Below are 23,986 nucleotides of genomic sequence, written 5' to 3'. Positions count from 1 at the left end.
TCGGTCTGGGCACGGGGGGAGCGGCCGGCGGGGGACGGGGGCGGACATCAGCGCCGCCGTACGTCGAGCAGTCCGGGGTGCGGCGGCGCCAGCAGCGCGCCGAACTCCGCGTCGTCGTCGGGGTTCGGCGCGGCCGGCCGCCCCGGCGGCATGACCGCCGCGCAGAACGCCGCCACCAGGTGGCCGGCGAGGGCGCGGGCCCCGCTCCCTTCCGGCTCCGGGGCCTCCAGGAAGCCGCGGGCGCTGGTCGCGTCCACCGGATCGCAGAGGGTGAAGTGGCCCGCCCCGGCGATCCGGACCCAGGCGTGCGCACCGCCGGCGTCCGTCAGCGCCTCGTGGAAGGTGCGGGCGACGGGGTCGGCGTCCGCGTCCGCCGCGGCGTAGCGGTCGGCGCTCGCCGCGATCACCCCGTCGTTCTCGCCGGACATCAGCAGGACGGGCACGTGCGCGCCGACCGGGAGCACCGTGCCCGGCGGATGGCCGAGCGCGGCCGCCACCTGTGTGTGCGCCCCGTAGGCGAACACCCCGCGCAGCCCGGGCACATGGGCGGCCGACTGCAGCGCCACGGTGCCGCCGGCCGAGTGCCCGCCCACCACCACCCGCTCCAGGTCCAGCAGCCCGTCCAGCGGCGAACGCGGAGCCGACTCGGCCAGGGCCCCGAGCACCGCGCCGATCAGCGGGGTCGTCGCCCGGGTCCCGTAGGTTCCGGGGGCGCAGGCCTCCAGATCGATGCCGGGGGTCACCCCGTGGCTCCCGCCGAAGAGTTCCCCGACCAGCTCGGGCGTCACCGCGACGAAGCCGCGCCGGGCCAGCAGCACCGCCAGCCAGCGGTAGGAGTCGGCCGGGACGTTGATCCCGGGCAGCAGCACCACCAGCGGGAAGGGGGCGCGCCCGGCGTCGGCCGCGACCACCCCCGTCAGCCGCTCGGCGTCGGACCCGGTGGCGCGGGCGGGGTAGAAGACCCGCAGGTGCGCGGTGTCGTAGGGCTCCTTGAGACCGGGCACCCGGCAGGCCCGCCACTCGGACCGGACCCGGCTCACGACGGCCTCGGCAGGTTCCGGTCGCCGCCCCACAGGGCACGGACCAGCCGGTCGGTCACCTGCTCGCCGAAGTACCGCACGCCCATCACGTTCGCCGGATCGCGCTCCACGATGTTGCGCCGGATCTCCAGGTCGGCGGCGGCCAGCGCCCCGCGCTCGGCGGCCGGTACCGGCTCGGCCTCCTGCACCCAGGTCAGCCAGCGGTCGACCTGCTCGTGCATCAGGCGGCGCACCAGCCCGATGTGCCGCTCGTCGCGGGGCATCGAGTAGCAGTAGGCGGTGGGGGAGAGGCTGCCGCGGATGAAGCCGGCGCGGCTGGTGAACCAGGTCAGGTCCTTGTACTCCTCGCGGACCGCGAGCCACTCCTCCTCGGCGGGGGCGTAGTAGCGGTCGTAGTAGTCGCCGTCGGCCACCAGGCTGGCCCGGGGCACGGAGTCGAGGTAGAACCAGCCGCCGGGCCAGCACAGCAGGGCGATCCCCAGGTGCGGGACGCGGACGTGCGGGCCCAGCCAGACGGTGAGGTGCAGGTTGACGAAGCCGCGCTCCGGGTCGCCGACCCAGGAGTGGATCATCCAGTCGATCTCGGGGCCGGTGTAGCCGGCCAGGGAGCCGCGCGGGCCGTCGGCCCGCGCGCCGAAGGTCTCCAGCTCCTCGGTGGAGGGGTCCCGGCGCAGCTCGAAGCGGGCGTCGATCTTCTCCTTGAGTTCGGCAAGCAGCTCCTGCCACTGGACGAACGTCTCGGTCACATCGGTGACGGGAGCTTCGTCCGTCATGTCCTGGACGGCCTTGAGTGTCTCCGACACGTCGCTCACAGCGCTCCTTGGATGGCGGGATGGCGGGCGTGGGTCATCGATCGGTCGTGCGGTGCGCGAGGGCCGCGGCCGGCCGGGGCGCCACCAGGGCGTCCGCCAGCCTCCAGGGCCGGCCGTCGACCAGGTCCGTCGCGCGCGAGACCAGCCGCCGCTCGGCCTGGCGGGGCCGTACGGGGGCGAGGGTCAGGCCGGGACCGGCCTCCGTGGTGACGGGCGTGCTGATGACGCCGTCGAAGGGCACCTCCCGCGTGCGCCACAGGCCGAACTCCACGGGCAGGGCGTGCACGGCGCCGGCTCCGTGGCCGGCGGCCACGAGGTTGACCCGGTTCTCCGCCGCCCGCTCGGGCAGGCCGAGGGCGTACTCCCAGGGCTCGGCCGCGCCGCCGAGGCAGACGGCCGCCGTGTCGACGCCCGCCAGCGCGGCGAGGCGCAGGGTCTCGGGCTGGGCCGCGTCGTCGCCTGTGACGACCGCGATCCGGCCCCAGGGCGCGTCGTGGGTGCGCAGCGCCCGCGCCTCGCCCGCGCGGGCCCAGCCGCGGTGGCGGGCGCCCTCGTGCAGCTGGTGCTGCGTCAGCACCGGTCCGTCGGGGCGGAGGAGCAGCGCGGCGTGGCCTTCGGGCAGTGGGAGCGCGCAGGCGAGATACGAGGGACTTCCCGACAGCGCGTGGCGCAGGGTGCGCAGGACCGCCCGGGCGTCCTCGACGTCCGGCCGTAGCGGATCGGGCAGGACGCCTCCCGGGTACCAGAACAGCTCGGGCAGCACGATCAGCGCGGCTCCCCGCCCGGCGGCCTCGCCGACCAAACGCGCCGCGTCCTCGACGGCCGCGCGGCCGCTGCCGGCCGGCCGGACGACCGCGGTCTCGATCCGTTCGGCGCGGGTCCGGGCGAAGGCGGGGGCGGGGGCGGGCCGGGAGGCGATGGGCCGGTAGAGGGCGGGGCGGCGCACGGCGAAGGCGTCGGTGCCGTCGGCCCTGCGCTTGTCGGCGGCCGCGGCCGGCCGGATGTCGGCCGTGACGACGGCCTCCCCGTACCGGGGTGCCTTGGCGACGACCGTGCCGTCCGGGGCGACGATCTGGCTCTCGCCCGCGCCGTCGAGGGCTTCGGCCGGCACGCCCATGGCGTCGCTGATCGCGCCGATCCGGTCCGCCGGGAGCAGCGGCCCGACCTTGTTGGCCGCGATGACCCACACCCGGTTCTCCGCGGCGCGCACCGGGATGTGCAGTGCGGCCTCGTCGAGGGCGAACGAGTTGAGGCTGTTGAGCAGCAGGTGCGCCCCGCGCAGGGCCAGACCGCGGCACACCTCGGGGACGACGCCTTCCATGCAGGAGTACAGGCCGACCGGCCCGAGGGCGGTGTGGACGACCGGGCCGGGCTCGGTGGCCGGGTCCAGGTGGTCGTTCTCGCTGCCCATCAGCACCTGCTTGTCCGCGGCCCCGGCGAGGGTGCCGTCCGGTCCGTAGAGCAGGCCGGCCGCGGTGATGCGCTCCGCCCCGGTCGGGCCGCCGCCGGAGGCCAGCGTGACGTGGACCTTGACGTACATGCCGTGCCGGGCCGCCTGTTCGGCGATCGGGCCCAGGAAGTCGTCCCCGGGCCGGCAGGCGGCGGCCAGCGCTTGGTCCCGGTCGTCGTACCAGGACAGGTGATTGCAGAACTCCGGCAGGACCACGAGAATCGCGCCCTGCTCCGCGGCGGCGTCGATCGTCCTGTGGCATCCGGCCAGATTGGCCTTCCGGTCCCGGCCCACGGCGAACTGTGCGGCCGCGACGCGGAACGTGCGCGCTTCGTCCATGGTGAACTCCATCGGTTCCTCTAGCGGAACAGCGTTTCCCGAACATACACTCGCCGCGCCCTCTTGCGACAGAGGGACGCGACATCGAGCGAAGGAGCAAGTGCCGTGCTGGTGCACATCGTTCTGATGCGCTTCACCGATTCCGCCGACGCCCCGCAGGCCGCCGAGCGCCTGCGGCGTCTGACGGACTCCGTCCCGCAGATCCACGCTCTGGACGTCGGCCTCGACATCACCGGCGCCGAGCACTCCTACGACCTGGCCCTCACCACCCGCCACACGGACCCCGCCGCGCTCGCCGCCTACCAGCACCACCCCGACCACCTGGCCCTGGCCGCCTGGCTGCGCCCCCGCCTCGCCCACCGCGCGGTCGTGGACCACGTCGAGCGGTGACCCTCCGGGGCCGCCTCCCTGGCCCCGGACCCCGCGACACGGGCTCCGAGGACCCCGCGCCCTCAGAGCCGCGGGTACGCCCCCGGGGCCATCCCCCCGCCGCCCGGGCGGAAGGCGGACGGGGCGTGCGTCAGAACCGGCTGAACGTACTCCGCCAGTCCCTCGGCGCCGTACTCCCGACCGTGACCGCTCCGCTTGACCCCGCCGAAGGCCGCCCGCAGCGCCATCCCCGTCCGGTTGTGGGTGTTGACGAAGCGGAAGCCGGCGTCGAGCCGGGCGGCCAGGGCGAAGGCGCGGTCCTCGTCGCCGCTCCACACCGAGGCCGCCAGACCGTACGGCCCGGCGTTGACCCGGGCCACCAGGTCGTCCTCGTCCTCGTAGCCCAGCACGGGCACCGCGGGCCCGAATTGCTCCTCGCGGACCAGGGGAGCGTCCTCCCGCAGCCCCAGCAGCAGCACCGGCCGCACGAAATGCCCGGCGGCCGGGTCCGTCCCGGGCCCCACCACCCCCAGTTCGACGGCGGTGCCTCCGCGCGCCCGGGCATCCGCGACCAGCGCGCGCACCCGCGCCGCGGCCTCGGCCGAGATCACCGGCCCGACCGTCGTGCCGGCGGACAGCGGATCCCCGAGCCGCAGGACCCGTGCGGCCGCCGCGACGTATCGCTCCGTGAAGGTCTCCAGCCCGGCCCGCGGCACGTAGATCCGCTTGGCGGCCATGCACACCTGCCCGGCCGTCGCGAAGCTCGCCAGCACCAGCCGGTCCAGATCCGCGTCCGACAGGACGGCGTCGTCCAGCAGGACGGCCGCGTCGTTCCCGCCGAGCTCCATCGTGGTCGGCGTCAGGGCCCCGGCGGCGGCCGCGCCGAGCGCCCGGCCCGCCACCGCTCCACCGGTGAACGACACCTTGTCGACCCCCGGATGGCCCGCCAGCAGCAGAGCCGTCCGCGCGTACCCGTGACACACCTTCAGCACGCCGGACGGGAGTTCGCCCGCCGCCCCCCGGAGGAACCCCGACACGGCCAGCGGCGCCAGCGGCGACGGCTTCACGACCACGGCGTTGCCCGCGGCGAGCGCCGGAGCCAGCTTGACCGCGGTCAGGATCACGGGGGCGTTCCACGGAGTCAGCGCGGCCACCACCCCGTACGGCCGCGGTCGCCGTTCCAGCCGGCCGCCGGCGTCGTCGACGGTGTGCCGGGACAGCAGCCCCGGCGCCCGTTCGGCGTACCAGCGGAGCACCGCGCAGGCGTAGCCCACCTCGCCGCGGCAGTCGCCCAGGGGCTTGCCCGACTCCCGCGCCAGCAGCACCGCGAGGCCCTCCGCGGCCGCCTCCAGGCCGTCGGCGACCCGCAGCAGCGCCGCCGACCGGTCCGCGACCGGCGTGCGCGCCCAGGCCGGGGCCGCGCCGGCCGCCGCCGCGACGGCGGCGTCCACCTCCGCACCGGTGTGCACCCGCACGCTCCCCACCGGCCGGGCCGTGCACGCGGGATTCTCCACGGTGATCGTGTCGGCCTCGGGAAGGGTCACGGCGACGCCCCCGCCCCGCGCAGCGAGTCGATCATCGAGCTGCGCAGCAGGGACCGCCGCGCCGCCACCGGATCCGCCGCCGTGGCCCGCAACTCCGCGATGAGCGCGGCCCGCCGGGCCGTGTCCCGGGCGCGCAGCCGTTCCCAGTTGGCGTGCGTCTCCGCCCCCACGTACCCCAGCGCGCAGCCGCGGCGCTCCTCGGCGCACTCCGACAGCCGCTCGTCGGTCCCGTCACCCGTGAGGAGGTCCGCCAGAGCGCCGCCCATCAGCACGGCGTCGTGGATCCCGCTGTTCATGCCCATGCCGCCGAGCGGATTGTTCACGTGCGCGGCGTCACCGCACAGCAGCACCCGCCCGCTGCGGAAGGTGCCCGCCACCCGCTGGTGAACGCGGTAGAGACTGGCGTGCCGGACCGCCGGTCCGTCCGCGCGCCCCGTGAGCTCCCGGAGCCGGCCGGGCAGCCGGTCCAGCTCACCGCGGTCGGGGGTGCCGCCGGGAGTGGGCAGCAGGACCCGCCAGTGGTCGGGAGTGCGCAGCAGCACCATCCACTCGTCGGGGTCCAGGACGTAGGCGATGGGCGCCAGGTCGGGCAGGACCGCCTGGAGGTCCTCGCTCAGGGAGGCGACCAGGAACCGCTCCGGATAGGTCATCCCGTGGAACTCGGCTCCCACCGAGCGCCGGACGGCGGAATGCGCCCCGTCGGCTCCCACCAGCCAGGCGCCGCGCACCCTGCTGCCGTCGGCCAGCACCGCGTGGACGCCGCGCGAGCTCCGCTCCACGCCGGTCACGGCCGCCCGGAAGCGGATGTCCGTGCCGGGAAGGCGGCCGAGGGCATCGGCGAGCAGCGGTGTGAGCTTGTCCTGCTCGCACTGGAGCCGGTACGGGTACGGGGTGTCCCCGGCGAGCAGGGAGAGGTCGAGCGTCGCGACGGGCCCGGTGCGCCGGTCGCGGAACTGGAAGGACCCCGCGATCAGGCCGCGGGCCAGCAGCGCCTCCAGGACGCCCAGTTCGGCCAGCATCTCCAGGGTGGGGGGATGGAAGGTGGACGCACGGGACTCCGTCGCCAGCTCCGGCCCCTGCTCCAGCACGGTCACGCGCACGCCCCGGCGGGCCAGCACCAGCGCGGCGGTCAGCCCCACCGGCCCGGCCCCGGCCACGACGACGGGCCCGGCCCCGGATCGGGCGCTCACCGGGTCGCCTCCACGCCCGTGACCCGGGCGCCGGTGAAGTGCAGCAGGGTCTCGGCGCTGCCCTCGTCGACCAGGCCGGAGGCTCCCCAGGCGGGGCGCGGCGTGTCCAGGTGCAGGCTCATCACCGAGGCGCCGTTCACCTTCACCTCCCCGGCGGCGATGCGGCCGGCCACCCGCAGGCCGTGGTCGGGGTCCGCTGCGCACACGTACCCCTCCAGGCCGTAACCCGTGGAGTTGGCCAGGTGGAGGGCCTCCTCCTCGTGCTCGTAGGTGTGCACGGCGGCCACCGGGCCGAACAGCTCCCGGCGGGTGGCCTGCTCGGGCGCCCCGGTGACCAGCAGCGGGGCGAAGTGGTTGCCGCGGGCGGGGACTTCGGTCCATGTGCGGACCGCGGCTCCGGCCGAGGTCAGCTCCCGGACGGCCGCCGTCAGAGCGGCGCGGTGGCGGGAGTGCGCGAGCGGACCGAACCCGGTGCCGGGTGCCAGCGGTGGACCCGCCCGCAGCGCGGACAGCTCGCGCCCGGCCGCGTCCAGGACCGCCGGCGCCAGGGCGGAGGGCACGATCAGCCGGCCCAGCGCCCGGCACCACTGGCCGTTGAGCGTCGTCAGCAACTCGGCCGCCATCCGGCCGGCGATCTCCGGATCGGCGTGCGGCAGGACGAGCAGCGGGTTGTTGCCGCCCAGTTCGAGCTGCACGGGCTTGAGGGCCATGCCGCACACGGCGCCGATCCTGCGGCCCGCCTCCGTCCCGCCGGTGAAGGAGACCACGCGCACCCGTTCGTCGGCCACGAGACGGGCTCCGGTCGAGGCGTCCCCGTGGACCAGCTGCAGGGCCGCGGGCGGCGCTCCTGCCTCCGCCAGTCCCCGGGCGGCGGCCTCGACCAGCAACTGGGTCCCGTAGGGCGCCAGTTCGGGTGCCTTGACGAGGACCGGACACCCCGCGGCGAGCGCGCTGGCCGCCTTGTGGGCGGCCATCGGAGCCGGGGCGTTGTACGGCACCACGCACAGCGCCGGTCCGAGTGCCGCACGCCGGACCAGCACCGGACGGCCGCCGCTGCCGGGGAGCGTGCGCCGCAGCAGCCCGGAGCGCAGCTGGGCCGCCGCGACGAGGAAGGCGCCGGCGAGGATGACCCCGAGGCCGGCGGTCTGGGCCCGTGGCACGCCGGTGGCGAAGGCCTCGGCCGTCACGATGCGCTCCGTGGCCTCCTCGACCGCGGCGGCGGCGCTCTCCAGCGCCCGCGCCCGCTCCTCGTCCGGCAGACCGCACCAGGCGCGCGACGTGTGCAGGGCGTCTGCGGCCGCCAGCGCCGCCTCGACCCGCTCGGCGGAGCTGCCGAACGCGGGGCGGACGACCTCACCGCTGTCCGGATCCTCCAGCTCCGGGCCGAGCCGCACCGCGCAGTCCTCCCACGTGCCGTCGACGAGGTCGGCCGTGACCGGCAGCCCGGCGGGGGACAGCGGCGGAACACTGGCCGGCGACGGGGTCACCGGTTCTCACCCAGTGTCGCGAACAGCGCGTTCTCCTGGGCCTCGGTGGCGATCTTCGCGGCCTCCAGACGGCCCCGCTCGGCGGGGAAGGTCATCACCAGCCCCATCGCGAGGTCCCGCAGGGTGCGGCCGATGACGCCGTCCAGGCGTGCCTCGGAGGTCCCTGACGCCTTGAGGGCGCCCAGCGCGACGGCGAAGCAGGCCTCGGTGACCGCGCCCTTGCCCAGTCGCCACTGGCTGAACACCTCCGGTTTGGGTCTGATCGGCGGCTCGGAGGTCTCCAGTTCCAGCTGCCGCCGCAGCCACTGGTAGGCGGTCTCCAGGTTCTGCGTCATGTCCCCGATGAGGACCTGGTGCATCGGGGAGGACGCGATGGGCCGTCCCGTGTCGGCGAAGGTCTTTCGGGTGAGCAGGTCCAGCGTGTAGTCGTAGGCGGCCTGCGCGGCGCCCGTGTACACGGCGGCGATCGCGAGCTGGTTGCCGACGAAACTGCCCCGGCTGACCTGGAGCATGCGCGTGAAGGCGCCCGGCACGGTCAGGGCGTCCGGGTCGGCGACGAAGACCCGGTCGAGCCGGATCCCGTGGTTGGCGCTGCCGCGCATGCCGAGCCCGTTCCAGGGCGGCCGGGAGGTCACACCGGCGGCGTCACGCGGGACGAGGAACATGGCAAGGCCCTCGGCGGTGTCGGTCTTCTCCAGCCGAGCGGTGACGAGGTACAGGTCGGCGACGCCGGTCGCGCAGCCGAAGGACTTCTCCCCGGAGAGGACCCAGCCGCCTTCGGCGCGCGAGGCGGTGGTGGCGATGGAGATGTTCGCGGTGGAGCTCTTGGCGGACTCGCTGGCGAAGTTGGCGAGCCAGGAGCCGGAGGCCATCGCGGTGAGGACGCGCTCGGCGAACGCGGTCACCACCGGGGTCTCCTCCGCCGTGAAGAGGCCCGCGCGGATCGCCTCCAGCGGCAGGAGGCCGCGCGAGGCGCTGGTGTTGTGGAAGAAGTAGGCGAGCGCCGTGGAGGGGCAGGCCGTGCCCATGGCGTAGGTGGCCGCGGCGAGGTCCCGTAGACCGCCGCCCAGCCCCCCGTGTTCCTCGGGTACGACGAGACCGAGCAGCCCGGCGTCCCGCAGCAGCCGGGTGTGGCCTGCCGGGAAGGCGGCCCGCGCGTCGGCGTCGGCGGCTGCTTCCCGCAGGGCGGGGAGCACGGACTCGACGCGCTCGGCGCGGGACCGCTCGGCCGGCGACATGCGGTCGAGGAGGTGCGCGCCCGTGAGCTGGAGCGTGGTCATCGGCGGTGTCTCCTTACTGGGGGTCCGGGGCGGGGTGGACGGCGGCCGGGTCGGGGGAGTAGTGCGGGGCGCTGGGAGCGGGAGCCCCGGCCGGCTGCGCGCGCAGGACGACGCGGGCCTCGGCGCGCAGGGCGCGCAGGGCCGCGCCGTCCAGCGGGGCGGCGACACCGATGCGGGAGCAGAGCAGGGCGAGTCGCTCGGTGGCCAGTACCCCGCCGTGGTCGGCGAGGGTGGTCTCGAAGCAGCGGATCCCGCTCTTCATGCCGGTCAGGGCGTTGACCAGGCCGAGGCCGTGGTGGTCGCGCAGCGCGAGGCGCAGCGGTACGGCCCCGGCCTCCGGGACCGCGTCCTGGAGGAGCCGGCGCAGGGCCAGCGGGGAGGCGCCGTCCCCGTCACCGGCCCCTTCCGCGGGCTCCTCCAGGACGATCTCCCCGCAGCCGGCGGCCGTCAGCCGCTGCACGGTCAGCAGGCAGGCCCGGGCCAGCTCCGGGCGCAGGGCGTCGCGGATGCGGGCCACCACCAGCGTGTCCGGACGGCCGGTGTCGCGTACCGCCCGGACCAGCCCCGCGGCGCCCGCGCCGTCTCCGTCCGCCGGCACGGTGAACTCCACGGCGGGGGAGCCGGCCGTCGCCGCGTCGGCGGCGCCGCCGGGGTCGGCCACGTGGACCGAGGAGCAGCCGATGCCGTCGGCGCCTGCCGCGCCCGCGGACGTCCCCAGGCGCACCCGCACGCCCGCCAGCCGCAGCGCCCGGGCCAGCCGCGCGGTGTGTGGGGTCGTCGCGCCGGCCAGGCCGGTGTCGGCCAGGTCCACCCGGTCGGGCAGCGGGTCCGCCAACTGGCCCCAGGACCGGGAATGGAAGAGCAGGGGGGAGGTGAGGCGGGGGACACCCGCGGCCACCACCTCGCCCAGGAAGATGGTGTGGTCACCGCCGGGATACCGGTGGAGCACGCGGCAGTCCACCCAGGCGGCCGAGTCCGTCAGGACGGGACTGCCGGTGGCGCCGGGGAGCCAGTCACCCGCGGCGAAGCGGTCGGTGACACCGGGCTCCATCCCCGCGAACCTCCGCCCCAGGGCGAGGTGGTCGCGGCCCAGGACGTTGACGGCGAAGACGCCGTTGCGCGTGAGCAGCCGGTGGGAGCGGATCGTCCGGTCCAGGCAGACCAGGACGAGCGGTGGTGCGAGGCTCACACTGCTGAAGGAACTCGCCGTCATTCCGTGCCACCCGTCCGCACCGGCCGTGGTGACGATTCCCACGCCGCTGGGCCAGCGGGACAGAACCTGACGGAACGTCGCCTTGTCGATGACTGCGGTCATCGAACCCCCGGTTGGTCGTGTTTCCTCTAGTGGAACGCTGTTTCTCTCAAGGTAACGACGTGCTCTCGCCGCTGTCAACGAATCCGACATCCGCGAACCTGCTGTTTCCCATGGGGAAATCGACGTTATGCTGTCGGCACGTCGGGGAGAACGACGAGGGACCGTCGATTCCCGAGCCCATCGCGCAGAAGGACAGCCGTGACCGAGGAGACGAGCAGCAGCCGGTCCGTCGCCGCAGTCGAGCGGGCCATGGACGTGCTGCTGATGTTCGGCCGCAGCGGCCGCCCCGATCTCGGGGTCACCGAGATCGCACAGGAACTCGGCATCACCAAGGCCGCGGTGCACCGCGTCCTGACGGCCCTGCGCAACCGCGACCTGATCATCGCGGACCCCGTCACGCGCCGCTACGCTCTGGGCCCGGCCGCGATCTCGCTCGGACGCGCCTATCTCGCCCGCACCGACCTGCGCGTGCTCGCCGCCCCCGAGCTGCGCCGGCTCGCCGCCCAGTGCGGTGAGACCGCGACCCTCTCCATCCGCCGCGGGGACACCCGGCTCTACGTCGACCAGGTCGTCCCGGAGCAGGAACTGCGCATGGAGGTGGCCCTCGGGATCCCGCTCCCCCTGCACGCGGGCAGCTCCTCCAAGGCATTTCTCGCCTTCCTGCCCGACGCCGAGATCGACACCTACCTCGAGCGCCACGCGCTGGACGCGATCACGGACCGGACCATCACCGACCCCGAGCGCATGCGCAAGGAGCTGTCGGCCGTCAGGCGCCGCGGCTACGCCACGTCCGTCGGGGAGCGGCAGAGCGGCTCCGCCTCGCTCGCCGCGCCCGTCTTCGGGTACGACGGCCACGTCATCGCGGTGGTTAGCCTCGCCGGTCCGCAGTCCCGCTTCAAGCCGCGCCTGGCCGAGTGCGCCCCCCTGTTGATGGCCAGCACGGAGCGACTCTCGGCCGAGTTCGGATTCCGGCCCGGGGTCGGCTGACCCCCCGGACCCGCGCCGGATCAGAGGTCGGCGCCGGGCTTGAACACCCCCAGCGCCGCGGCCGCGAGGACGCACGACCAGATCCCCACCACGTACGGCACACAGCCGTCGACGGCCCGCCGCAGCTCACGCTCCACCCGCTCGCCGCTCCCCGAGCGCGCCAGCGCGCCGAACGCACCCGCGAACGGCCGTAGCGTGAGCCGGATCCCCAGCCCGCAGGCGATCGCCGTCGCGTACAGCAGCACCTTGCCGCCGAGCCAGCGCGGATCGGTGTCCACCCCGAACGGCTCGGTGGCCAGCAGGGTGTAGAGGCCGACGCCCCCCAGCGCGGCCGTCAGCAGCACCCGCAGCGTCCAGTCCGCCCGGCGCGTCCAGGGGTGGCGGCCGGGATGGTGGTGCTCACGGACGGTCAGCCACAGCCAGACCGCCGCGAACAGCCATGTCGCCCCGGCGGACCAGCCGTTCAGCAGGCGTCCCGCACCGTGCGGCTCCAGGGCCATCAGCGTGACGCCGCTCGGCAGGGTCAGCACCAGGCAGATCTTGGGACCGAGGTCCAGCCCGCCCATGATCGACAGGGCGGTCGAGCGGGCGGCGAAGGGCAGGTCCGGTCTCAGGACGTACCGGCTGGACACGTAGACGCCGAGGTCGCCGCCCAGCCAGAAGACGAACAGCAGCAGATGGAGCAGGATCCAGGCCCCGTGCGGATGCGCGCCCACGGCTACTCCACCCCCCGCGGTGCTCCGGAGGCCCCGGGCGCCGTCCCGGGAAAGGGCCCCGCCCGGCCCAGCAGGGCGGGGACCGCGATCCCGAGCACCGAGCCCAGCCAGGTCCCGGCCTCGGTGGCCGCCTCCAGGTCGATGCCCGGGTCCATGCCCATCCGGCCCAGCAGGTAGACGAGGTCTTCCGTGGCGATGTTTCCGGTGGCGGCGGGGGCGAAGGGGCAACCGCCGATGCCGCCGAGGGACGCGTCCAGCCAGGACGCGCCGGCCTCCGCGGCCGCGACCGCGTTCGCGTAGCCGGTGTTGCGCGTGTTGTGGAAGTGGCAGCGCAGGACCACGCCGGGCGCCTGTTCCCGTACCGCCGTGAGCAGCCGGGTGACCGCGTCGGGCGCGGCCGCGCCGATGGTGTCGGCCAGTACGAGCTCCTCGGCGCCCGACTCCGCCCCGATCCGGGCCAGTTCCACCACGGCCGCCTCCTGCGTCTCCCCCTCGAAAGGGCAGCCGAAGGCCGCCGCGACGGTCAGCGAGCGCCCGATCCCGTCCGCGTGCGCGCGGGCGGCGATCCCTTCCCACGCGGCCAGCGCCTCGCGGGTGCCGACGCCCTGGTTGCGCCGGGAGAACGTATCGCTCGCCACCACCACGTAGTTGACCTCGTCCACGCCGCTCGCACTCGCCCGCTCCATCCCGCGGGCGTTGAGCACCAGGCCGCTGTAGCGCACCCCCTCGACGCGCTCCACCAGCTCCATCACCTCCTCCGCGCCCGCCATCTGCGGCACCCGGCCGGGGTGGACGAAGGCGACGGCCTCCACCCGGCGCGCGCCGGCCGCGACGGCCCGCGCGATGAGGTCCGCGCGCTGCACGGGGGACAGCGGTCGCGCCTCGTTCTGCAGCCCGTCCCGCGGGGCCACCTCCACCACCCCGGGCCCGCCGCGCGGCTCGGTGGAGGTGCCGCCGGGGTGCCCGGACGGGCGGTCGTCCGGGGAGTCGTGCACGTGGTGGTCCAGGGAAACGTCCATGCGCGCATTCTGCCGCGTCGATTCCTCTAGCGAAACAGTGTTTCCCAAACTTACACTCGCGGCATGAGTGGACCCCTCTCCGACATCCGTGTCATCGAGACCGGCACGCTGCTTGCCGGTCCCTTCTGCGGCCAGCTCCTCGGCGACCACGGCGCCGAGGTCATCAAGCTCGAGGACCCCGGGCGCGGCGACCCGATGCGCCAGTGGGGACGCGAGCGCCCCTACGGAAAGTCCCTGTGGTGGCCCGTCGTCGCCCGCAACAAGAAGTCCGTCACCTGCAACCTGCGCCGGGCGGAGGGCCAGGAGCTCGTGCGTCGCCTCGTGGCCCGCGCCGACGTCCTCGTCGAGAACTTCCGCCCGGGCACCCTGGAGCGCTGGGGCCTCGGCTTCGAGGAGCTGCGCGCCGTCAACCCCGGCCTCGTGATGGTCCGCGTCACCGGATACGGACAGGACGGCCCCTACGCGCCCCGCGCCGGCTTCGGCTCCATCGGCGAGGCCATGGGCGGCATCCGCCACATCACCGGCGAACCCGACCGGCCCCCGTCCCGTGCCGGAGTCTCGCTGGGCGACGCCCTCGCCGGCACCATGGCCGCGTACGGCGCCGTCATGGCCCTGCACGCCCGGACCCGCACCGGAACCGGCCAGATCGTCGACTCCGCCCTGTACGAAGCCGTCCTCGCGTACATGGAGTCGCTGCTGCCCGAGTGGGAGGTGGGCGGCTACCAGCGCGAACGCACCGGCCCCGTCCTGCCCAACGTCGCCCCCAGCAACGTCTACCCGACCGCCGACGGAGCCGCCGTGCTCATCGCCGCCAACCAGGACACCGTCTTCCGCCGCCTCACCGAGGTCATGGACCGCACCGACCTGGCCGACGACCCGAGGTACGCCACGCACACCGCGCGCGGCGCCCACCAGGGCGAACTCGACGACCTCATCACCACGTGGACCGCCGGACACGACGCGCACACCCTGCTCGGCGCCCTGCACGACGCGGGCGTCCCCGCCGGCAAGACCTTCACCGCCGCCGACATGCTCACCGACCCGCACTTCGCCGCCCGCGAGGCCATCGTGCGCCTTCCGCACCCCGACTTCGGCGAGATCCCCATGCAGAACGTCGTCCCCAAGCTCTCCGCGACACCCGGCTCCGTCCGCTGGGCGGGCCCCGAACTCGGCGCGCACAACGAGGACGTCTACGGCGGCCTCCTCGGCCTCACCCACGAGGAGCGGGACAAGCTCACCGCGGACGGAGTGATCTGACATGCCCGGCCCACCCCTGGCAGACGACTACGAAGCCGCCGGATTCGGCCGGCGCATCGGGTGGGGCGAACACCCCGCCGTCCTCCTCGTCGACCCCGTCCAGGCCTACGCCGTCCCGGACAGCCGCCTCCACCTCGGCACCGCCGAGGCCGCCCTGCACGCCATGGCCCGCCTGGCCCGCGCCGCACGGCGCTCCCAGTTCCCCGTCCTGTTCACCGCCGTGCACTACGACGCCGAACCGGGGGCCGACGCACCCCACTTCGCCCGCAAGGTCCCGGGCCTCGAAGCCTTCCGCGCCGGCAGTCCACACGCCGCCTTCACCCCGATCTGCCCGCCGGAGCCCGGCGAGATCGTCATCCGCAAGCACTACCCGAGCGCCTTCTTCGAGACGCGGCTGCGCGACATCCTGAACGTCCTCGGCGTGGACACCGTCGTCATCGGCGGCTTCTCCACCAGCGGTTGCGTGCGCGCCACCACCCTGGACGCCCTCCAGTACGGGCTGCGCCCCATCGTCGTCCGCGACGCCGTCGCCGACCGCGACGCCGGCCCGCACGAAGGCAACCTCTTCGACCTCGACTCCAAGTACGCCGACGTCGTCGACCTCGCCTCCGCCTGCCGCCGCCTGGGGGAGCCGCCGCACCCCCGCCCCGAGCAGGCCTGAGGGATCGCCGCCGCCCCTGGTCGGACGGCCCGCCGGGTGGCGGGCCCCGGGTGGCACGGCCCACCGCCCGTACAGGCGTCTGCGCCGCGCCCCTGACCGCCCCGGCGCCGGTCGAACCCGCGCCCGACCGGCGCCGGGGCGGACCGGACGGGACCCGAGCAGAACCGGGCCGACCGGACCGGGTCCGACCTGACCGAGCCTGGTCGCCGGTCCTCAGGCCTGAGGACCGCGCCGCAGCAGGACCAGCGTGCAGCCGCCGAGCAGGAGCAGCGTGCCGCCCGTCAGCGCGGCCACGGGCAGGCCGTCGGTGGAACCGGTCCGCGGCAGCGACCCCGCGTCGCTCCCCCCGCCCGACGCCGCTGTGCCCCCGCCGCCCCCGGCGGCCTGGCCGGGGACCTGGCCGGAGGCCGAGGGGGCCGGGCTGCTCGGACCCTGGCCGCCCGCACGCACCGTCAGCGGCACCTCCACCAGCTCCTTCGTCGAGGAGATCGACACGGCGATGACGCAGTTCCCCGGCTTCGCCGTGCAATCCGCCCCGCCGGCCTTGGCCTTGACGGTGATCCGGGCGGTGGCCGCGTTGTCCGCCGCGCTGTGCCAGACCCCGGAGCCGTCGGTCTTCCCGATCACCGCGGCGTCGGGCGACGTCTCGCAGTCGGCCGGGCCGGCCGGCTTCGGCTTGCACAGTCCGATCGGCACGAAGCCCTGATCGGGGCTCAGCCCCTTCGCGGACACCGTCACCGTGTCTCCCACGGCGAGTCCGGTCGACCTGCTGACGGTCAGCGTCCCGGCGGCGGCGGCCGGGCCGGCCGCCATCGCCGCCAGGACCGCCGCCGCGGCGAACGCGCCCGCGCGGCGACTTCTACGAAGCGATGTCATGAGTTCCTCCAGAACCAGCAGGGGACAGCGGTGGCCCCGCCGGAGCCGCCCCCCGGCGGCCCCGGACGAGGGAGTGGACACCGAGCAGGAGGCAGGCGCCGGCCACGCCGAGGGACAGCGCCCACATCGGGGTGGACGGCCCGCTCCAGTCGCCGGCCCGCGCGGCGGCAGGAGCGGCCGCGGCGCCGGCCGGAGCGGCCCGCCCCGATCCCGACGCCTCGCCGGGGACCGTTCCGCCCTCGAAGCCGACGGCGACCTGCACGCTGTTCGCGGCGATCAGCGCGGGCGGGGTACCGGACGGAAGGGGCGCGACACCGATCACGCACGGCGTCGTACGGCAGTCGATGCCGGCGAAGCGCGCGTGCACGGTGAGGGTGACCCGGGGGAGCACGCCGTCCGGGCCGATCGTGACCAGGCGGGCGCCGCCCGCCAGATCGCAGTCCCTGTTGCCGGTGTAGCCCTTCTTGCACAGGCCGACCGCGACCGACGTCAGACCGGCGCGGAACCCGGTGCCCTCGACGGTGATCCGCCGGCCCTCGGTCAATCCGGTGGCGGCCGACACCCGGACGGTGGCCGCGTCCGCGGCGGGGCCCGCCGCGCCGGCCAGGGCGAGCACCGCGGTCGCGGCCAGTGCCGTCCGGCCGGTCCGGTGCGCCAGGGAGGTCTTCACGATGTGGCCTTTCCGTTCCGTCGGAGCCGAGCTGCCCGGGTGCCGCCGGACACGGGAAGCAGAAGAGGACGCGGAGTCGTCACGGCCTGCCCCGCGGGGGCGGCGACGAGCACCGCCGTCCCCCCGTCGGCGATGCGGCGCAGGACGGCCGTGACGGCGGGATCCGCCGCGAGAGGTCCGCAGCCGGCACCGGTCAGATCCAGGAGCAGCAACGCGGGCTGCACGATGAGGGCTTGGGCCAGCCCGAGGACGCACCGCTCGTCGGGGCCGAGCACGGCGCAGTCCTCCGCGCCCTTGGCCGCGAGGAACGGGAAGGCCGTGCGTGCGCCCGCGGTCAGCACCGCCGCCCGCTCCGGACCCAGGTGCGCGGTGGCGGCCGCGACGGCGTCCGTCACCGACGCCGCCGGATGCCCCTGCGGCAGGGCGCCCGCCCGTGCCGGGTCCGACGGATCGACGTAGGCCGACATCCGCAGATCCCAGCGCCCCCGTTCCGCGACACGGGACACGTCGTGACCCCGCAGCCACCAGCTCCCCGCATCGGCCCGGCGCAGCCCGCCGAGGACGGCGAGGACCGCCCCCGCGCGGCGGCCGGGCAGCGTGTCCGTCAGGTACGTGATCTCTCCGGCCTCCACCGTCAGCCCGAGCCGCCGTACGGGAGGCGCCCCGGCGGTCCTCACCCCGAGGCCGCGGACATGGAGCGGAGCCGGTCCGGCGGAGCCGGACCTCCCGGCGGAACCGCCGGCCCCGACGCCGCCGGCGGTTCCCACCCCCCGCACCGCACCGGCGCCGTCCACGGCGGTGGCGGCACCCGGCGGGTCGGCGGCGGGACCGGCCGGATCGGTGGCGGCCGTGCGCCTGCCGCCGCGGATCAGGGCGCAGGCCGCCGCCACCGCGGGGACCAGGCCGATCGCGGCCAGGGAGTCCGGGCCGCTCAGCAGCCTGCCGGACAGGACGACCGCCGTCACGGCGGCGGCCCCGCCCAGCACCCCTACCACCGCGTGACCGGTGTCGCGCGGGCCGCGCCGCCCGGGGCCCACCACCGCCGCGGCCCCGCAGGTGAGGACCAGCCCCAGCGCCAGGGTGAACTGCCAGACCTGGGCGGCGCCCGCACAGGCCGCGACCGCCGCCGTGAGCCCGGCCGCGAACAGCGCCGTACGCGCACCGGCGCCCGCCCCCGGCCGTCCGCCGGCCAGGGCGAGCCCGCACGTCAGGACGGCCGCCGCCGAGGCGGCCCAGGCGAACGGGCGGGCGCCCGCGCCGCCCAGCAGCTCCCAGCGGAAGACGACCAGACTCTGACCGGCGAACAGCGTGCCGAAGACCGCCGCGCCCACCGCGGCCACGGTCCACCCGGACAGGGCGGCGTGAGTGTCGCGGCCGTCATCCGGGGCGGCGGACCGCAGGCCGGCAGGCGCCAGCAGCAGCGCGGCGAGACCGCACCCGACGGCGCACACGACCTGGGGCCGCTGCGCGAGCAGCACCGTGGCACCGCCCCCGGCGGCCGCCCCCGCGAAGCAGGCCGCATGCCAGGCGTACCCGGGCCGGTAGAGGGCGAGCGAGCCGCCCGCGAGGACGGCGGCCGCCACCAGAAGCCCGGCGAACACCATGGGCGAGCCGAGCAGCGGGGCGGCCCCGGCCAGCAGGCAGACGGCAGCCGCCCGCCGGGCCGCCCCCGCGGTTCCCGTCGCCCGGCCGCGGCGGCGCAGCACGTGTCCGACCGCCCCGGCCAGCAGCAGGCCCGTCAGCAGCAGATACCGGACGGCTTCACCCGGCATCCCGACGGGCCCGCCCAGCAACGGGGCGGCGGCGAGATACGCCCCGCCGGCCAGTCCGGCGGCCGCGCCCGCCCAGACGTCAGGACGCGGACGGATGGAGCAGGGCGTGAGAGAGGCCATCACCGCTCCTCGCCCGGAAGGGACGTGCGCAAGGTGCCGGCCAGCGCCCGGAGCCCGCCCGCGTCCACGAGGGCGGCCTCGCCCACCAGCGCGCGGACCACCGCACGCGTACTGACCAGCCCCGGGCGCGCGTCGTCCGCCGCCCCGGCGGCGAGTACGCCGGCCAGCAGGTCCGCCGCCACGAACGGCGGCAGCTCCACCGCGCCCGCCCTCCGCCGGGCCCGCACCGCCCGGCGCCTCTCGGCGCCCCGGCGCACGGCGACCGAGACGGTGAAGACGGTCAGCAGGACGGCGACGGCGGCCAGACCCAGCAGCCCCCACGGGTAGAGGTCGGTGGTGACGGAGAACTCGGCCGACGCGTACCGGCCGCCCACCGAGTATCGGCCGAACGCCGCCGCCGGAAGCCGTACCGGGATCCGGTACGTCCGTTCGGCGCGAGCCGGCAGTTCCGCCGTCACCGGGATGCCCACGGGAAGGTCGACGGTCGCCCCCGGTCCCCAGGCCACGATCAGCGGCGCCCGTCCCAGCGGCCGGTCGCCGGGGTTGCGCAGGGTCACGGTCAGGGTCCGGTGCGCGGGAGCGCCGAACAGCTCGCCGAACCGCGGGCCTCCGGAGAGGGTCGCCGCGACCACGTCGACCCGCACGACCGGAGCGGGCGCGGTCGCCGGTGGCCCGCCTGCCGCCCCGGCCATGTGCAGCGGGGTCTGGGCCCGGGCCCCGTCCTGCGCCGCGACCGCCCGCAGGACGCAGGGGCAGGCGGCGGGCGGCGCCCCCGCGATGAGCGTCAGCCGGAAGGTGCCGTCCGCGGCGACCAGGGCGACCGCGGCGCGCAGCGTGTCGCAGTCGGCGCTGCCGCGCCGCGCACCGCCGCCGCAGATCTCGACCTGGACGGTCGCCCCCGGCCGCCAGCCCGTTCCGGCGGCCTTGACCGGTCGACCCGGTGCGGCCTGGGCCCCCTCCACCGTGACGGCCGGCCCGGTCGCGGCAGCCGCCACGACGGGACCGGCGACGACGGAGAGGACCGTCACGACCGGCAGCAGCAGGACGACCAGCAGGCGGCGGAGCGTCATGACACCACCCCGGTCGGGGGAAGGGCGCCGCGGCGCCGCCGCCGGATCCGGCCCAGCGCGCCGGCGAGGACGGCGAGCAGCCCGGCCACGGCGCCGACGGTGGGCCAGGACACGACGACCCGGCCGTTCTGCGCCGAGGCCGCGGGCAGCCCCGGCGCGGTGACGCGCACGGAGGCGGTGAGGTAGTCCGTGCCGGGCGCCTCCGGCCAGTCGACGGTGAGTTCGGCGCTCTGCCCCGGAAGGAGAAGGGGGAGCGTTCGGTCGGCGAAGGCGCTCTGCCGCAGCCCGAACAGGCCGCTGACGCGGGGTGAGACGGTGGGCCGCAGAGCGGCGTTGCCGGTGTTGACGACCGTGTAGGCGAGGGTGGCGCGGGCGCCGCCGAAGGGCGCCCCCGCCGGGCGGTGCCGCACCCGGACGGAGCGGACGGCGACCCCGGGGGTCAGCGGCCCCTCCACGGACAGCTGGATCCGGACGGCGACGGCCCGCTGGATGCCCACGTCGACCTCGGAGGTCCCGCCCGTCTGCTCGACGGCGTTGTTGAGGGCGACGATCCCGCCGACGTGGCTGCCGGGGGGCGCGTCGGCGGGCACGCTCAGCGTGAAGGGGATGTCGGCGGCCCGGCCGGGCGGGATGACGAGGGCGTTCGTACCGAGGGCGAGCCAGCCGCCCAGCCCGGTCTGCGCCTCGCCGGCCTGCCGGTAGGCGAGGGCGCCGTCCCGCGGGGTGTTGTAGGCGTCCGCGCCGTAGACCTGGAAGGAGAGCGGGGCGTCGGACAGGTTGCTGACGCGGACCGCGTCCCTGACGATCGCGCCGGGTGCGGAGTCCATGACGAAGGCGGTCCGGGCGGTGGTCCCCGCGGGCCGCACCGACCACGCACTGGCGCCGCCGGCGTTGCCACTGCTCCCGGCGCCGCCCGCCCCGGCCCCCGTCGCCGCGGCGGCCTGCGGCGATCCCGCCGGCAGGGACGCGAGCAGGCACGTGAGCAGCACGACGAGCAGAACGGCTTCTGCGGGGTGGGAGGTTCTGGGGACCCGCCCGGCTGGGCGGTCGCTGCGCGAAGGGGTCATGGTTCCGCTCTCGCCGGTGCCCGGCGGCGGGCGCACGGGCCCGCCGCCGGCACGCTGCCGTGAGGATGGGGTTCAGGACAGGGTCAGCCGCAGCACGGCCGTGTACTCGCCGCTCTGCACGATCTGCGGGACGCGCAGGTTCAGCGCCGCGCCCGCGTCGAAGTGGCCGCCCGTCACCGAGGCCGGGTCGGCACTCGCCGCCTGGGTGCACAGCGCGGCCGCGGTGGTGGAACTGAGCGGCCCGGGACTGCCCGGGACGACCGCGGAGGCCGCGGCCGCGCCCGGGTGGACGGCGCACTGCGGGGTCCACGACAGTCGGGACGCGGGGATCACGGCTCCGGCGGCGTTGCGGAAGTCGGTGACCGTGCCGACCAGCGACCAGCCCTCCGTGGTGCCGCGGAAGTCCTTGACCTCCAGCGCGCGCAGACTGCCGGTGGAGGCGCCCGCGGTGCCGTCCACGGTGACCGGGGACAGGACCACTTCGCCCGGCTCCGCCGACATGGTGAGCGCGCCGCCGCTGACGACCACCTTCAGCGTCTGGTCGGAGGCGCCGCCGTCGGCGCTGCCGGACCACGGGATCTCGGCGGTGTCCCCGCCGTCCTTCTCCGTCGCCACGATCGTCACGGCCCCCACGGCCGGGACGAGGGTGGCGGTGAAGTTGCCCCGCGCGTCGACCGGTGCGGTCGGTCCCGCCCCGCCGAGCGGCCTGCCGTCCTTGTCGAGGGCGGTGACGCCGACCTCGTCGCCGGGGTCGAAACTGACGCCGCTGACCGTGGCACTGGTCCCCGGTCCGCCTCCGCCCGGCGTGACCTGCAGGGTGCGGGTGCCCAGGACGCCGAGGACGAGGGACACCGAGGCCGTCCCCTGGGTGAGCTTCAGCCGGTGCGGCCCGGGGGCCGCACCCGCGCCGATCGTCACCGTACCGGTGAGCCCGCCGTCGGCGCCGACCCGCAGGTCGGTGGTGAGGTCGGCGCCGGAACAGCCGGTGCCGGCCAGGGAGCACAGCTCCGCCGCGCCGATCGGGGCGGCGGGATCCCAGCCGGTTCCGGCCAGGGTGACGACGTCCCCGGGACGGGCTCCGGTGGTGTCCGAGGCCGGCCGGCCGGAGATGCCGGTGACGGCCGCGGCGGCCCCGCCGGCCGCCGGGGTGACGGTCATGGTGTGCAGGGTGGGGGCGGTGCCCTGGAGGGTGCAGCCGAGGGACAGGCCGTAGCTCGGGATGTCCAGGGTCAGTTGGCCGGGAGTCAGGCTCACCGTTCCGGGCTGCGCCACGGTGAGCCTGCCGGTCAGATCGGGGATCGGGATCTCGCCCTTGGCGGGGATCGGCGGGTTCGAGGCCGGGGCGGTGAGCGTGATCGGTGCCTGCCCGGAGACGAGGACCTTGGCCGAGGGGACGACGCTGGACGCCGGCAGGGCGACGGGGCCGTTGGCCGGACCCTTGCCGGCGAGGCTGAACGTGAGGTCCACGGTCTCGCCGGCCGCCGCGGTGGCCGGGGCCGTGAGGGTGGCGGTGGTGGTGAAGAGCGAGTGGGAGGAGCTGAAGACGCAGTCGTAGGTGACGGACGCGCTGCCGGCGTGGGCGGGCGATCCTGCGAGGACCAGCGAGCCGGACGCGGCCACCACGAGGGCGGCGAGTGCGGCACCACCCCGGGTCCGGGCGGGTCTGGCGGGTCGAGGGTGCATGGGCGGTGGGTTCCTCTCGACGGGAGCGACGAGTTTCCCTGTACGGAACTTTGTTTCTCCTGGGTTCCCATACAGCCCGCCCGGCACGCGGCGTGTCAAGGGTCCGGACGGTCGCCGCGGTAAAAGCTGCGTTTCGGGAAGCGCACCAATCCAGAAACGGCGAATCCCCCAGCGAAACACGACCGTTGACCGGAACACCCCGCGCTCCTAGGGTGGATCTGCCGTCCGACTCCCCTTCGCGCCTCGCGCGTGGACCCTCTCCGGGTGCCGGGCGCGACCGGGCCGACCCCTCCCTCCAGCGCATCGGAGCGCCGCGCCATGACCGCGAACCAGCACCCCTCCGCGCCCCGCTCCTACCTCTACGTCCCGGGCGACCGCCCGGAGATGCTCGCCAAGGCGCCCGCCCGGGGCGCCGACGCCCTGATCGTCGACCTGGAGGACGCCGTTCCCGCCGACGGCAAGGACCGGGCGCTGGCCCTCGTGCACGGCTGGCTGGCCGAGACCGTCCCGGACCGGACGCCGGAGATCTGGATCCGGGTCAACCCCGGGGAGCGGGGGCGTGCGGAGAGCGCCCTGCTGGCCGGTCCCGCCGTGACCGGCTTCTGCCTCGCCAAATGCTCCGGCGCCGAAGCGGTCGCCGCCCAGGACGCCGTCCTGACGGCCGCCGAGACACGCCACGGGCTGGCCCCGGGCGGCATCGCCCTCGCACCGCTGCTGGAGACCGCCGCGGCCGTACTCGACGTCCGGCCGATCGCCCAGGCACCCCGGGTACGCCATCTGCACCTCGGCGAGGCCGACCTGTGCGCCGAACTCGGCATCGCCCCGGCGGACGCACCCGACGGGCACGGCGGGGCGGCTCTCACCGCCATCCGCACCAGCGTCCTGCTCGCCTCGGCCGCCGCCGGACTGCTGCCACCCGTCGGCCCGGTCAGCACCGACTACACCGACCTCGACGCGCTCGCGCGCGGCACCCGGGCCCTGCGCGACCTCGGCTACCGCGCTCGGGCCTGCGTCCACCCCCGCCAACTGGCCGTCGTGCACGCCGCCTTCACCCCTGGACCGGAGGAGGTCGCCGCCGCCCGGGCCCTGCTGGAACGCTTCGACGAGGCCGTCCGGAACGGCTCCGGCGTCATCACCGACCCCGACGGTCGCATGGTCGACGAAGCGGTGGTCCGCGCCGCCCGCCGCCTGCTGGCGACCTCCCACCCGCCGCCCGCTCCCGGGGACCACCGGCCCTGACGCTCCCCTCCCGGCGGCGCCGG

General features: G+C 75.9%; 21 protein-coding genes. 5 read left to right on the top strand and 16 right to left on the bottom strand.

The features are described 5' to 3' along the window. Positions 1 to 47 precede the first annotated feature (47 nt). Genes ACE1OA_RS00550 through ACE1OA_RS00540 form a run of 3 tightly spaced genes read right to left on the bottom strand, consistent with a single transcriptional unit; the run spans position 48 to position 3,641 of the window. Positions 48 to 1,040 (bottom strand): dienelactone hydrolase family protein, encoded by a 993-nt coding sequence (locus tag ACE1OA_RS00550; RefSeq protein WP_356606145.1) that lies wholly within the window; start codon positions 1,038 to 1,040, stop codon positions 48 to 50. Next, positions 1,037 to 1,852: a hypothetical protein gene (locus ACE1OA_RS00545; RefSeq protein ID WP_432751988.1), complete on the bottom strand. Its 816-nt coding sequence runs from the start codon at positions 1,850 to 1,852 to the stop codon at positions 1,037 to 1,039. The genes ACE1OA_RS00550 and ACE1OA_RS00545 overlap by 4 nt, the downstream gene beginning before the upstream one ends. A 34-nt stretch (positions 1,853 to 1,886) precedes the next feature. Continuing rightward, complete coding sequence (locus ACE1OA_RS00540) at positions 1,887 to 3,641, bottom strand: nitrilase-related carbon-nitrogen hydrolase (RefSeq protein WP_432751987.1); 1,755 nt, start codon at positions 3,639 to 3,641, stop codon at positions 1,887 to 1,889. A 105-nt stretch (positions 3,642 to 3,746) separates the two neighbouring features. Between ACE1OA_RS00540 and ACE1OA_RS00535 the strand changes: the two genes are divergently transcribed. Further along, complete coding sequence (locus tag ACE1OA_RS00535) at positions 3,747 to 4,031, top strand: Dabb family protein (RefSeq protein WP_356778182.1); 285 nt, start codon at positions 3,747 to 3,749, stop codon at positions 4,029 to 4,031. Positions 4,032 to 4,093: 62 nt separating this feature from the next. On the opposite strand, the gene ACE1OA_RS00530 is transcribed toward ACE1OA_RS00535, so the two are convergent. From ACE1OA_RS00530 to ACE1OA_RS00510, 5 genes are read right to left on the bottom strand one after another with little or no spacing between them, the layout of a single operon-like run. Beyond that, the gene (locus ACE1OA_RS00530; RefSeq protein WP_432751986.1) at positions 4,094 to 5,554 is read right to left on the bottom strand and encodes an aldehyde dehydrogenase family protein; all 1,461 of its coding nucleotides are present in this window, start codon (positions 5,552 to 5,554) and stop codon (positions 4,094 to 4,096) included. Continuing rightward, on the bottom strand, positions 5,551 to 6,744 hold the full coding sequence (locus ACE1OA_RS00525; RefSeq protein WP_432751985.1) for an FAD-dependent oxidoreductase: 1,194 nt from the start codon (positions 6,742 to 6,744) through the stop codon (positions 5,551 to 5,553). Before ACE1OA_RS00525 ends, ACE1OA_RS00530 begins: the two co-directional genes overlap by 4 nt. Then, positions 6,741 to 8,231, bottom strand: coding sequence for an aldehyde dehydrogenase family protein (locus ACE1OA_RS00520; protein ID WP_432751984.1), 1,491 nt, complete (start codon positions 8,229 to 8,231; stop codon positions 6,741 to 6,743). Before ACE1OA_RS00520 ends, ACE1OA_RS00525 begins: the two co-directional genes overlap by 4 nt. Beyond that, a complete protein-coding gene (locus ACE1OA_RS00515) occupies positions 8,228 to 9,511 on the bottom strand; it encodes an acyl-CoA dehydrogenase family protein (protein ID WP_432751983.1) in 1,284 nt (427 codons plus the stop codon). The genes ACE1OA_RS00520 and ACE1OA_RS00515 overlap by 4 nt, the downstream gene beginning before the upstream one ends. A 13-nt stretch (positions 9,512 to 9,524) precedes the next feature. After that, positions 9,525 to 10,826 carry a flavin reductase gene (locus tag ACE1OA_RS00510; RefSeq protein WP_432751982.1) on the bottom strand — a complete coding sequence of 434 codons (1,302 nt, stop codon included), beginning with the start codon at positions 10,824 to 10,826 and terminating at the stop codon, positions 9,525 to 9,527. A 198-nt stretch (positions 10,827 to 11,024) separates the two neighbouring features. Here ACE1OA_RS00510 and ACE1OA_RS00505 point away from each other — a divergent pair, with 198 nt between their 5' ends. Then, positions 11,025 to 11,813, top strand: coding sequence for an IclR family transcriptional regulator (locus ACE1OA_RS00505; RefSeq protein WP_356778194.1), 789 nt, complete (start codon positions 11,025 to 11,027; stop codon positions 11,811 to 11,813). A gap of 20 nt (positions 11,814 to 11,833) precedes the next feature. Here ACE1OA_RS00505 and ACE1OA_RS00500 read toward each other — a convergent pair whose 3' ends face one another. Together ACE1OA_RS00500 and ACE1OA_RS00495 are read right to left on the bottom strand one after the other, a co-directional pair. Then, positions 11,834 to 12,529, bottom strand: a complete 696-nt coding sequence (locus ACE1OA_RS00500; RefSeq protein ID WP_356604099.1) for a hypothetical protein — start codon at positions 12,527 to 12,529, stop codon at positions 11,834 to 11,836. A 2-nt stretch (positions 12,530 to 12,531) separates the two neighbouring features. Next, on the bottom strand, positions 12,532 to 13,548 hold the full coding sequence (locus tag ACE1OA_RS00495) for a hydroxymethylglutaryl-CoA lyase (protein ID WP_432751981.1): 1,017 nt from the start codon (positions 13,546 to 13,548) through the stop codon (positions 12,532 to 12,534). 63 nt (positions 13,549 to 13,611) lie between these two features. On the opposite strand from ACE1OA_RS00495, the gene ACE1OA_RS00490 reads away from it, so the two are divergent. Together ACE1OA_RS00490 and ACE1OA_RS00485 are read left to right on the top strand one after the other, a co-directional pair. Next, the gene (locus ACE1OA_RS00490) at positions 13,612 to 14,805 is read left to right on the top strand and encodes a CaiB/BaiF CoA transferase family protein (protein WP_386542963.1); all 1,194 of its coding nucleotides are present in this window, start codon (positions 13,612 to 13,614) and stop codon (positions 14,803 to 14,805) included. A 1-nt stretch (position 14,806) separates the two neighbouring features. Beyond that, on the top strand, positions 14,807 to 15,466 hold the full coding sequence (locus ACE1OA_RS00485) for an isochorismatase family protein (RefSeq protein WP_356604093.1): 660 nt from the start codon (positions 14,807 to 14,809) through the stop codon (positions 15,464 to 15,466). A 213-nt stretch (positions 15,467 to 15,679) separates the two neighbouring features. Here the strand turns inward: ACE1OA_RS00485 and ACE1OA_RS00480 are convergent, their stop codons facing one another. The 6 genes from ACE1OA_RS00480 to ACE1OA_RS00455 all read right to left on the bottom strand — a co-directional run bounded on the left by ACE1OA_RS00480 (position 15,680) and on the right by ACE1OA_RS00455 (position 22,724). Beyond that, positions 15,680 to 16,342: a neocarzinostatin apoprotein domain-containing protein gene (locus ACE1OA_RS00480; RefSeq protein ID WP_386542964.1), complete on the bottom strand. Its 663-nt coding sequence runs from the start codon at positions 16,340 to 16,342 to the stop codon at positions 15,680 to 15,682. Further along, a complete protein-coding gene (locus ACE1OA_RS00475; protein ID WP_432751980.1) occupies positions 16,326 to 17,012 on the bottom strand; it encodes a neocarzinostatin apoprotein domain-containing protein in 687 nt (228 codons plus the stop codon). Before ACE1OA_RS00475 ends, ACE1OA_RS00480 begins: the two co-directional genes overlap by 17 nt. Further along, a complete protein-coding gene (locus tag ACE1OA_RS00470; RefSeq protein WP_432751979.1) occupies positions 17,009 to 18,904 on the bottom strand; it encodes a hypothetical protein in 1,896 nt (631 codons plus the stop codon). Before ACE1OA_RS00470 ends, ACE1OA_RS00475 begins: the two co-directional genes overlap by 4 nt. Then, positions 18,904 to 19,974, bottom strand: coding sequence for a hypothetical protein (locus ACE1OA_RS00465; protein WP_432751978.1), 1,071 nt, complete (start codon positions 19,972 to 19,974; stop codon positions 18,904 to 18,906). Before ACE1OA_RS00465 ends, ACE1OA_RS00470 begins: the two co-directional genes overlap by 1 nt. Continuing rightward, positions 19,971 to 20,963, bottom strand: a complete 993-nt coding sequence (locus ACE1OA_RS00460) for a hypothetical protein (protein ID WP_432751977.1) — start codon at positions 20,961 to 20,963, stop codon at positions 19,971 to 19,973. The genes ACE1OA_RS00465 and ACE1OA_RS00460 overlap by 4 nt, the downstream gene beginning before the upstream one ends. A gap of 150 nt (positions 20,964 to 21,113) precedes the next feature. Next, on the bottom strand, positions 21,114 to 22,724 hold the full coding sequence (locus tag ACE1OA_RS00455) for a hypothetical protein (protein WP_432751976.1): 1,611 nt from the start codon (positions 22,722 to 22,724) through the stop codon (positions 21,114 to 21,116). A 318-nt stretch (positions 22,725 to 23,042) separates the two neighbouring features. Between ACE1OA_RS00455 and ACE1OA_RS00450 the strand changes: the two genes are divergently transcribed. Beyond that, the gene (locus tag ACE1OA_RS00450) at positions 23,043 to 23,963 is read left to right on the top strand and encodes an HpcH/HpaI aldolase/citrate lyase family protein (RefSeq protein WP_386542971.1); all 921 of its coding nucleotides are present in this window, start codon (positions 23,043 to 23,045) and stop codon (positions 23,961 to 23,963) included. The last annotated feature ends 23 nt before the right edge of the window (positions 23,964 to 23,986 follow it).

The organism is Streptomyces sp. JL2001, from assembly GCF_050917515.1.
Classification (GTDB): Bacteria; Actinomycetota; Actinomycetes; order Streptomycetales; family Streptomycetaceae; genus Streptomyces.
This window is presented reverse-complemented; position numbering and strand designations above follow the sequence as displayed.

Excerpts from the sequence above, each read along its gene's own strand:
- ACE1OA_RS00540 (WP_432751987.1), bottom strand. The coding sequence starts at position 3,641 with ATGGACGAAGCGCGCACGTTCCGCGTCGCGGCCGCACAGTTCGCCGTG.
- ACE1OA_RS00515 (WP_432751983.1), bottom strand. The coding sequence starts at position 9,511 with ATGACCACGCTCCAGCTCACGGGCGCGCACCTCCTCGACCGCATGTCG.
- ACE1OA_RS00510 (WP_432751982.1), bottom strand. The coding sequence starts at position 10,826 with ATGACCGCAGTCATCGACAAGGCGACGTTCCGTCAGGTTCTGTCCCGC.
- ACE1OA_RS00495 (WP_432751981.1), bottom strand. The coding sequence starts at position 13,548 with ATGGACGTTTCCCTGGACCACCACGTGCACGACTCCCCGGACGACCGC.
- ACE1OA_RS00490 (WP_386542963.1), top strand. The coding sequence starts at position 13,612 with ATGAGTGGACCCCTCTCCGACATCCGTGTCATCGAGACCGGCACGCTG.
- ACE1OA_RS00485 (WP_356604093.1), top strand. The coding sequence starts at position 14,807 with ATGCCCGGCCCACCCCTGGCAGACGACTACGAAGCCGCCGGATTCGGC.
- ACE1OA_RS00480 (WP_386542964.1), bottom strand. The coding sequence starts at position 16,342 with ATGACATCGCTTCGTAGAAGTCGCCGCGCGGGCGCGTTCGCCGCGGCG.
- ACE1OA_RS00470 (WP_432751979.1), bottom strand. The coding sequence starts at position 18,904 with ATGGCCTCTCTCACGCCCTGCTCCATCCGTCCGCGTCCTGACGTCTGG.
- ACE1OA_RS00465 (WP_432751978.1), bottom strand. The coding sequence starts at position 19,974 with ATGACGCTCCGCCGCCTGCTGGTCGTCCTGCTGCTGCCGGTCGTGACG.
- ACE1OA_RS00455 (WP_432751976.1), bottom strand. The coding sequence starts at position 22,724 with ATGCACCCTCGACCCGCCAGACCCGCCCGGACCCGGGGTGGTGCCGCA.
- ACE1OA_RS00450 (WP_386542971.1), top strand. The coding sequence starts at position 23,043 with ATGACCGCGAACCAGCACCCCTCCGCGCCCCGCTCCTACCTCTACGTC.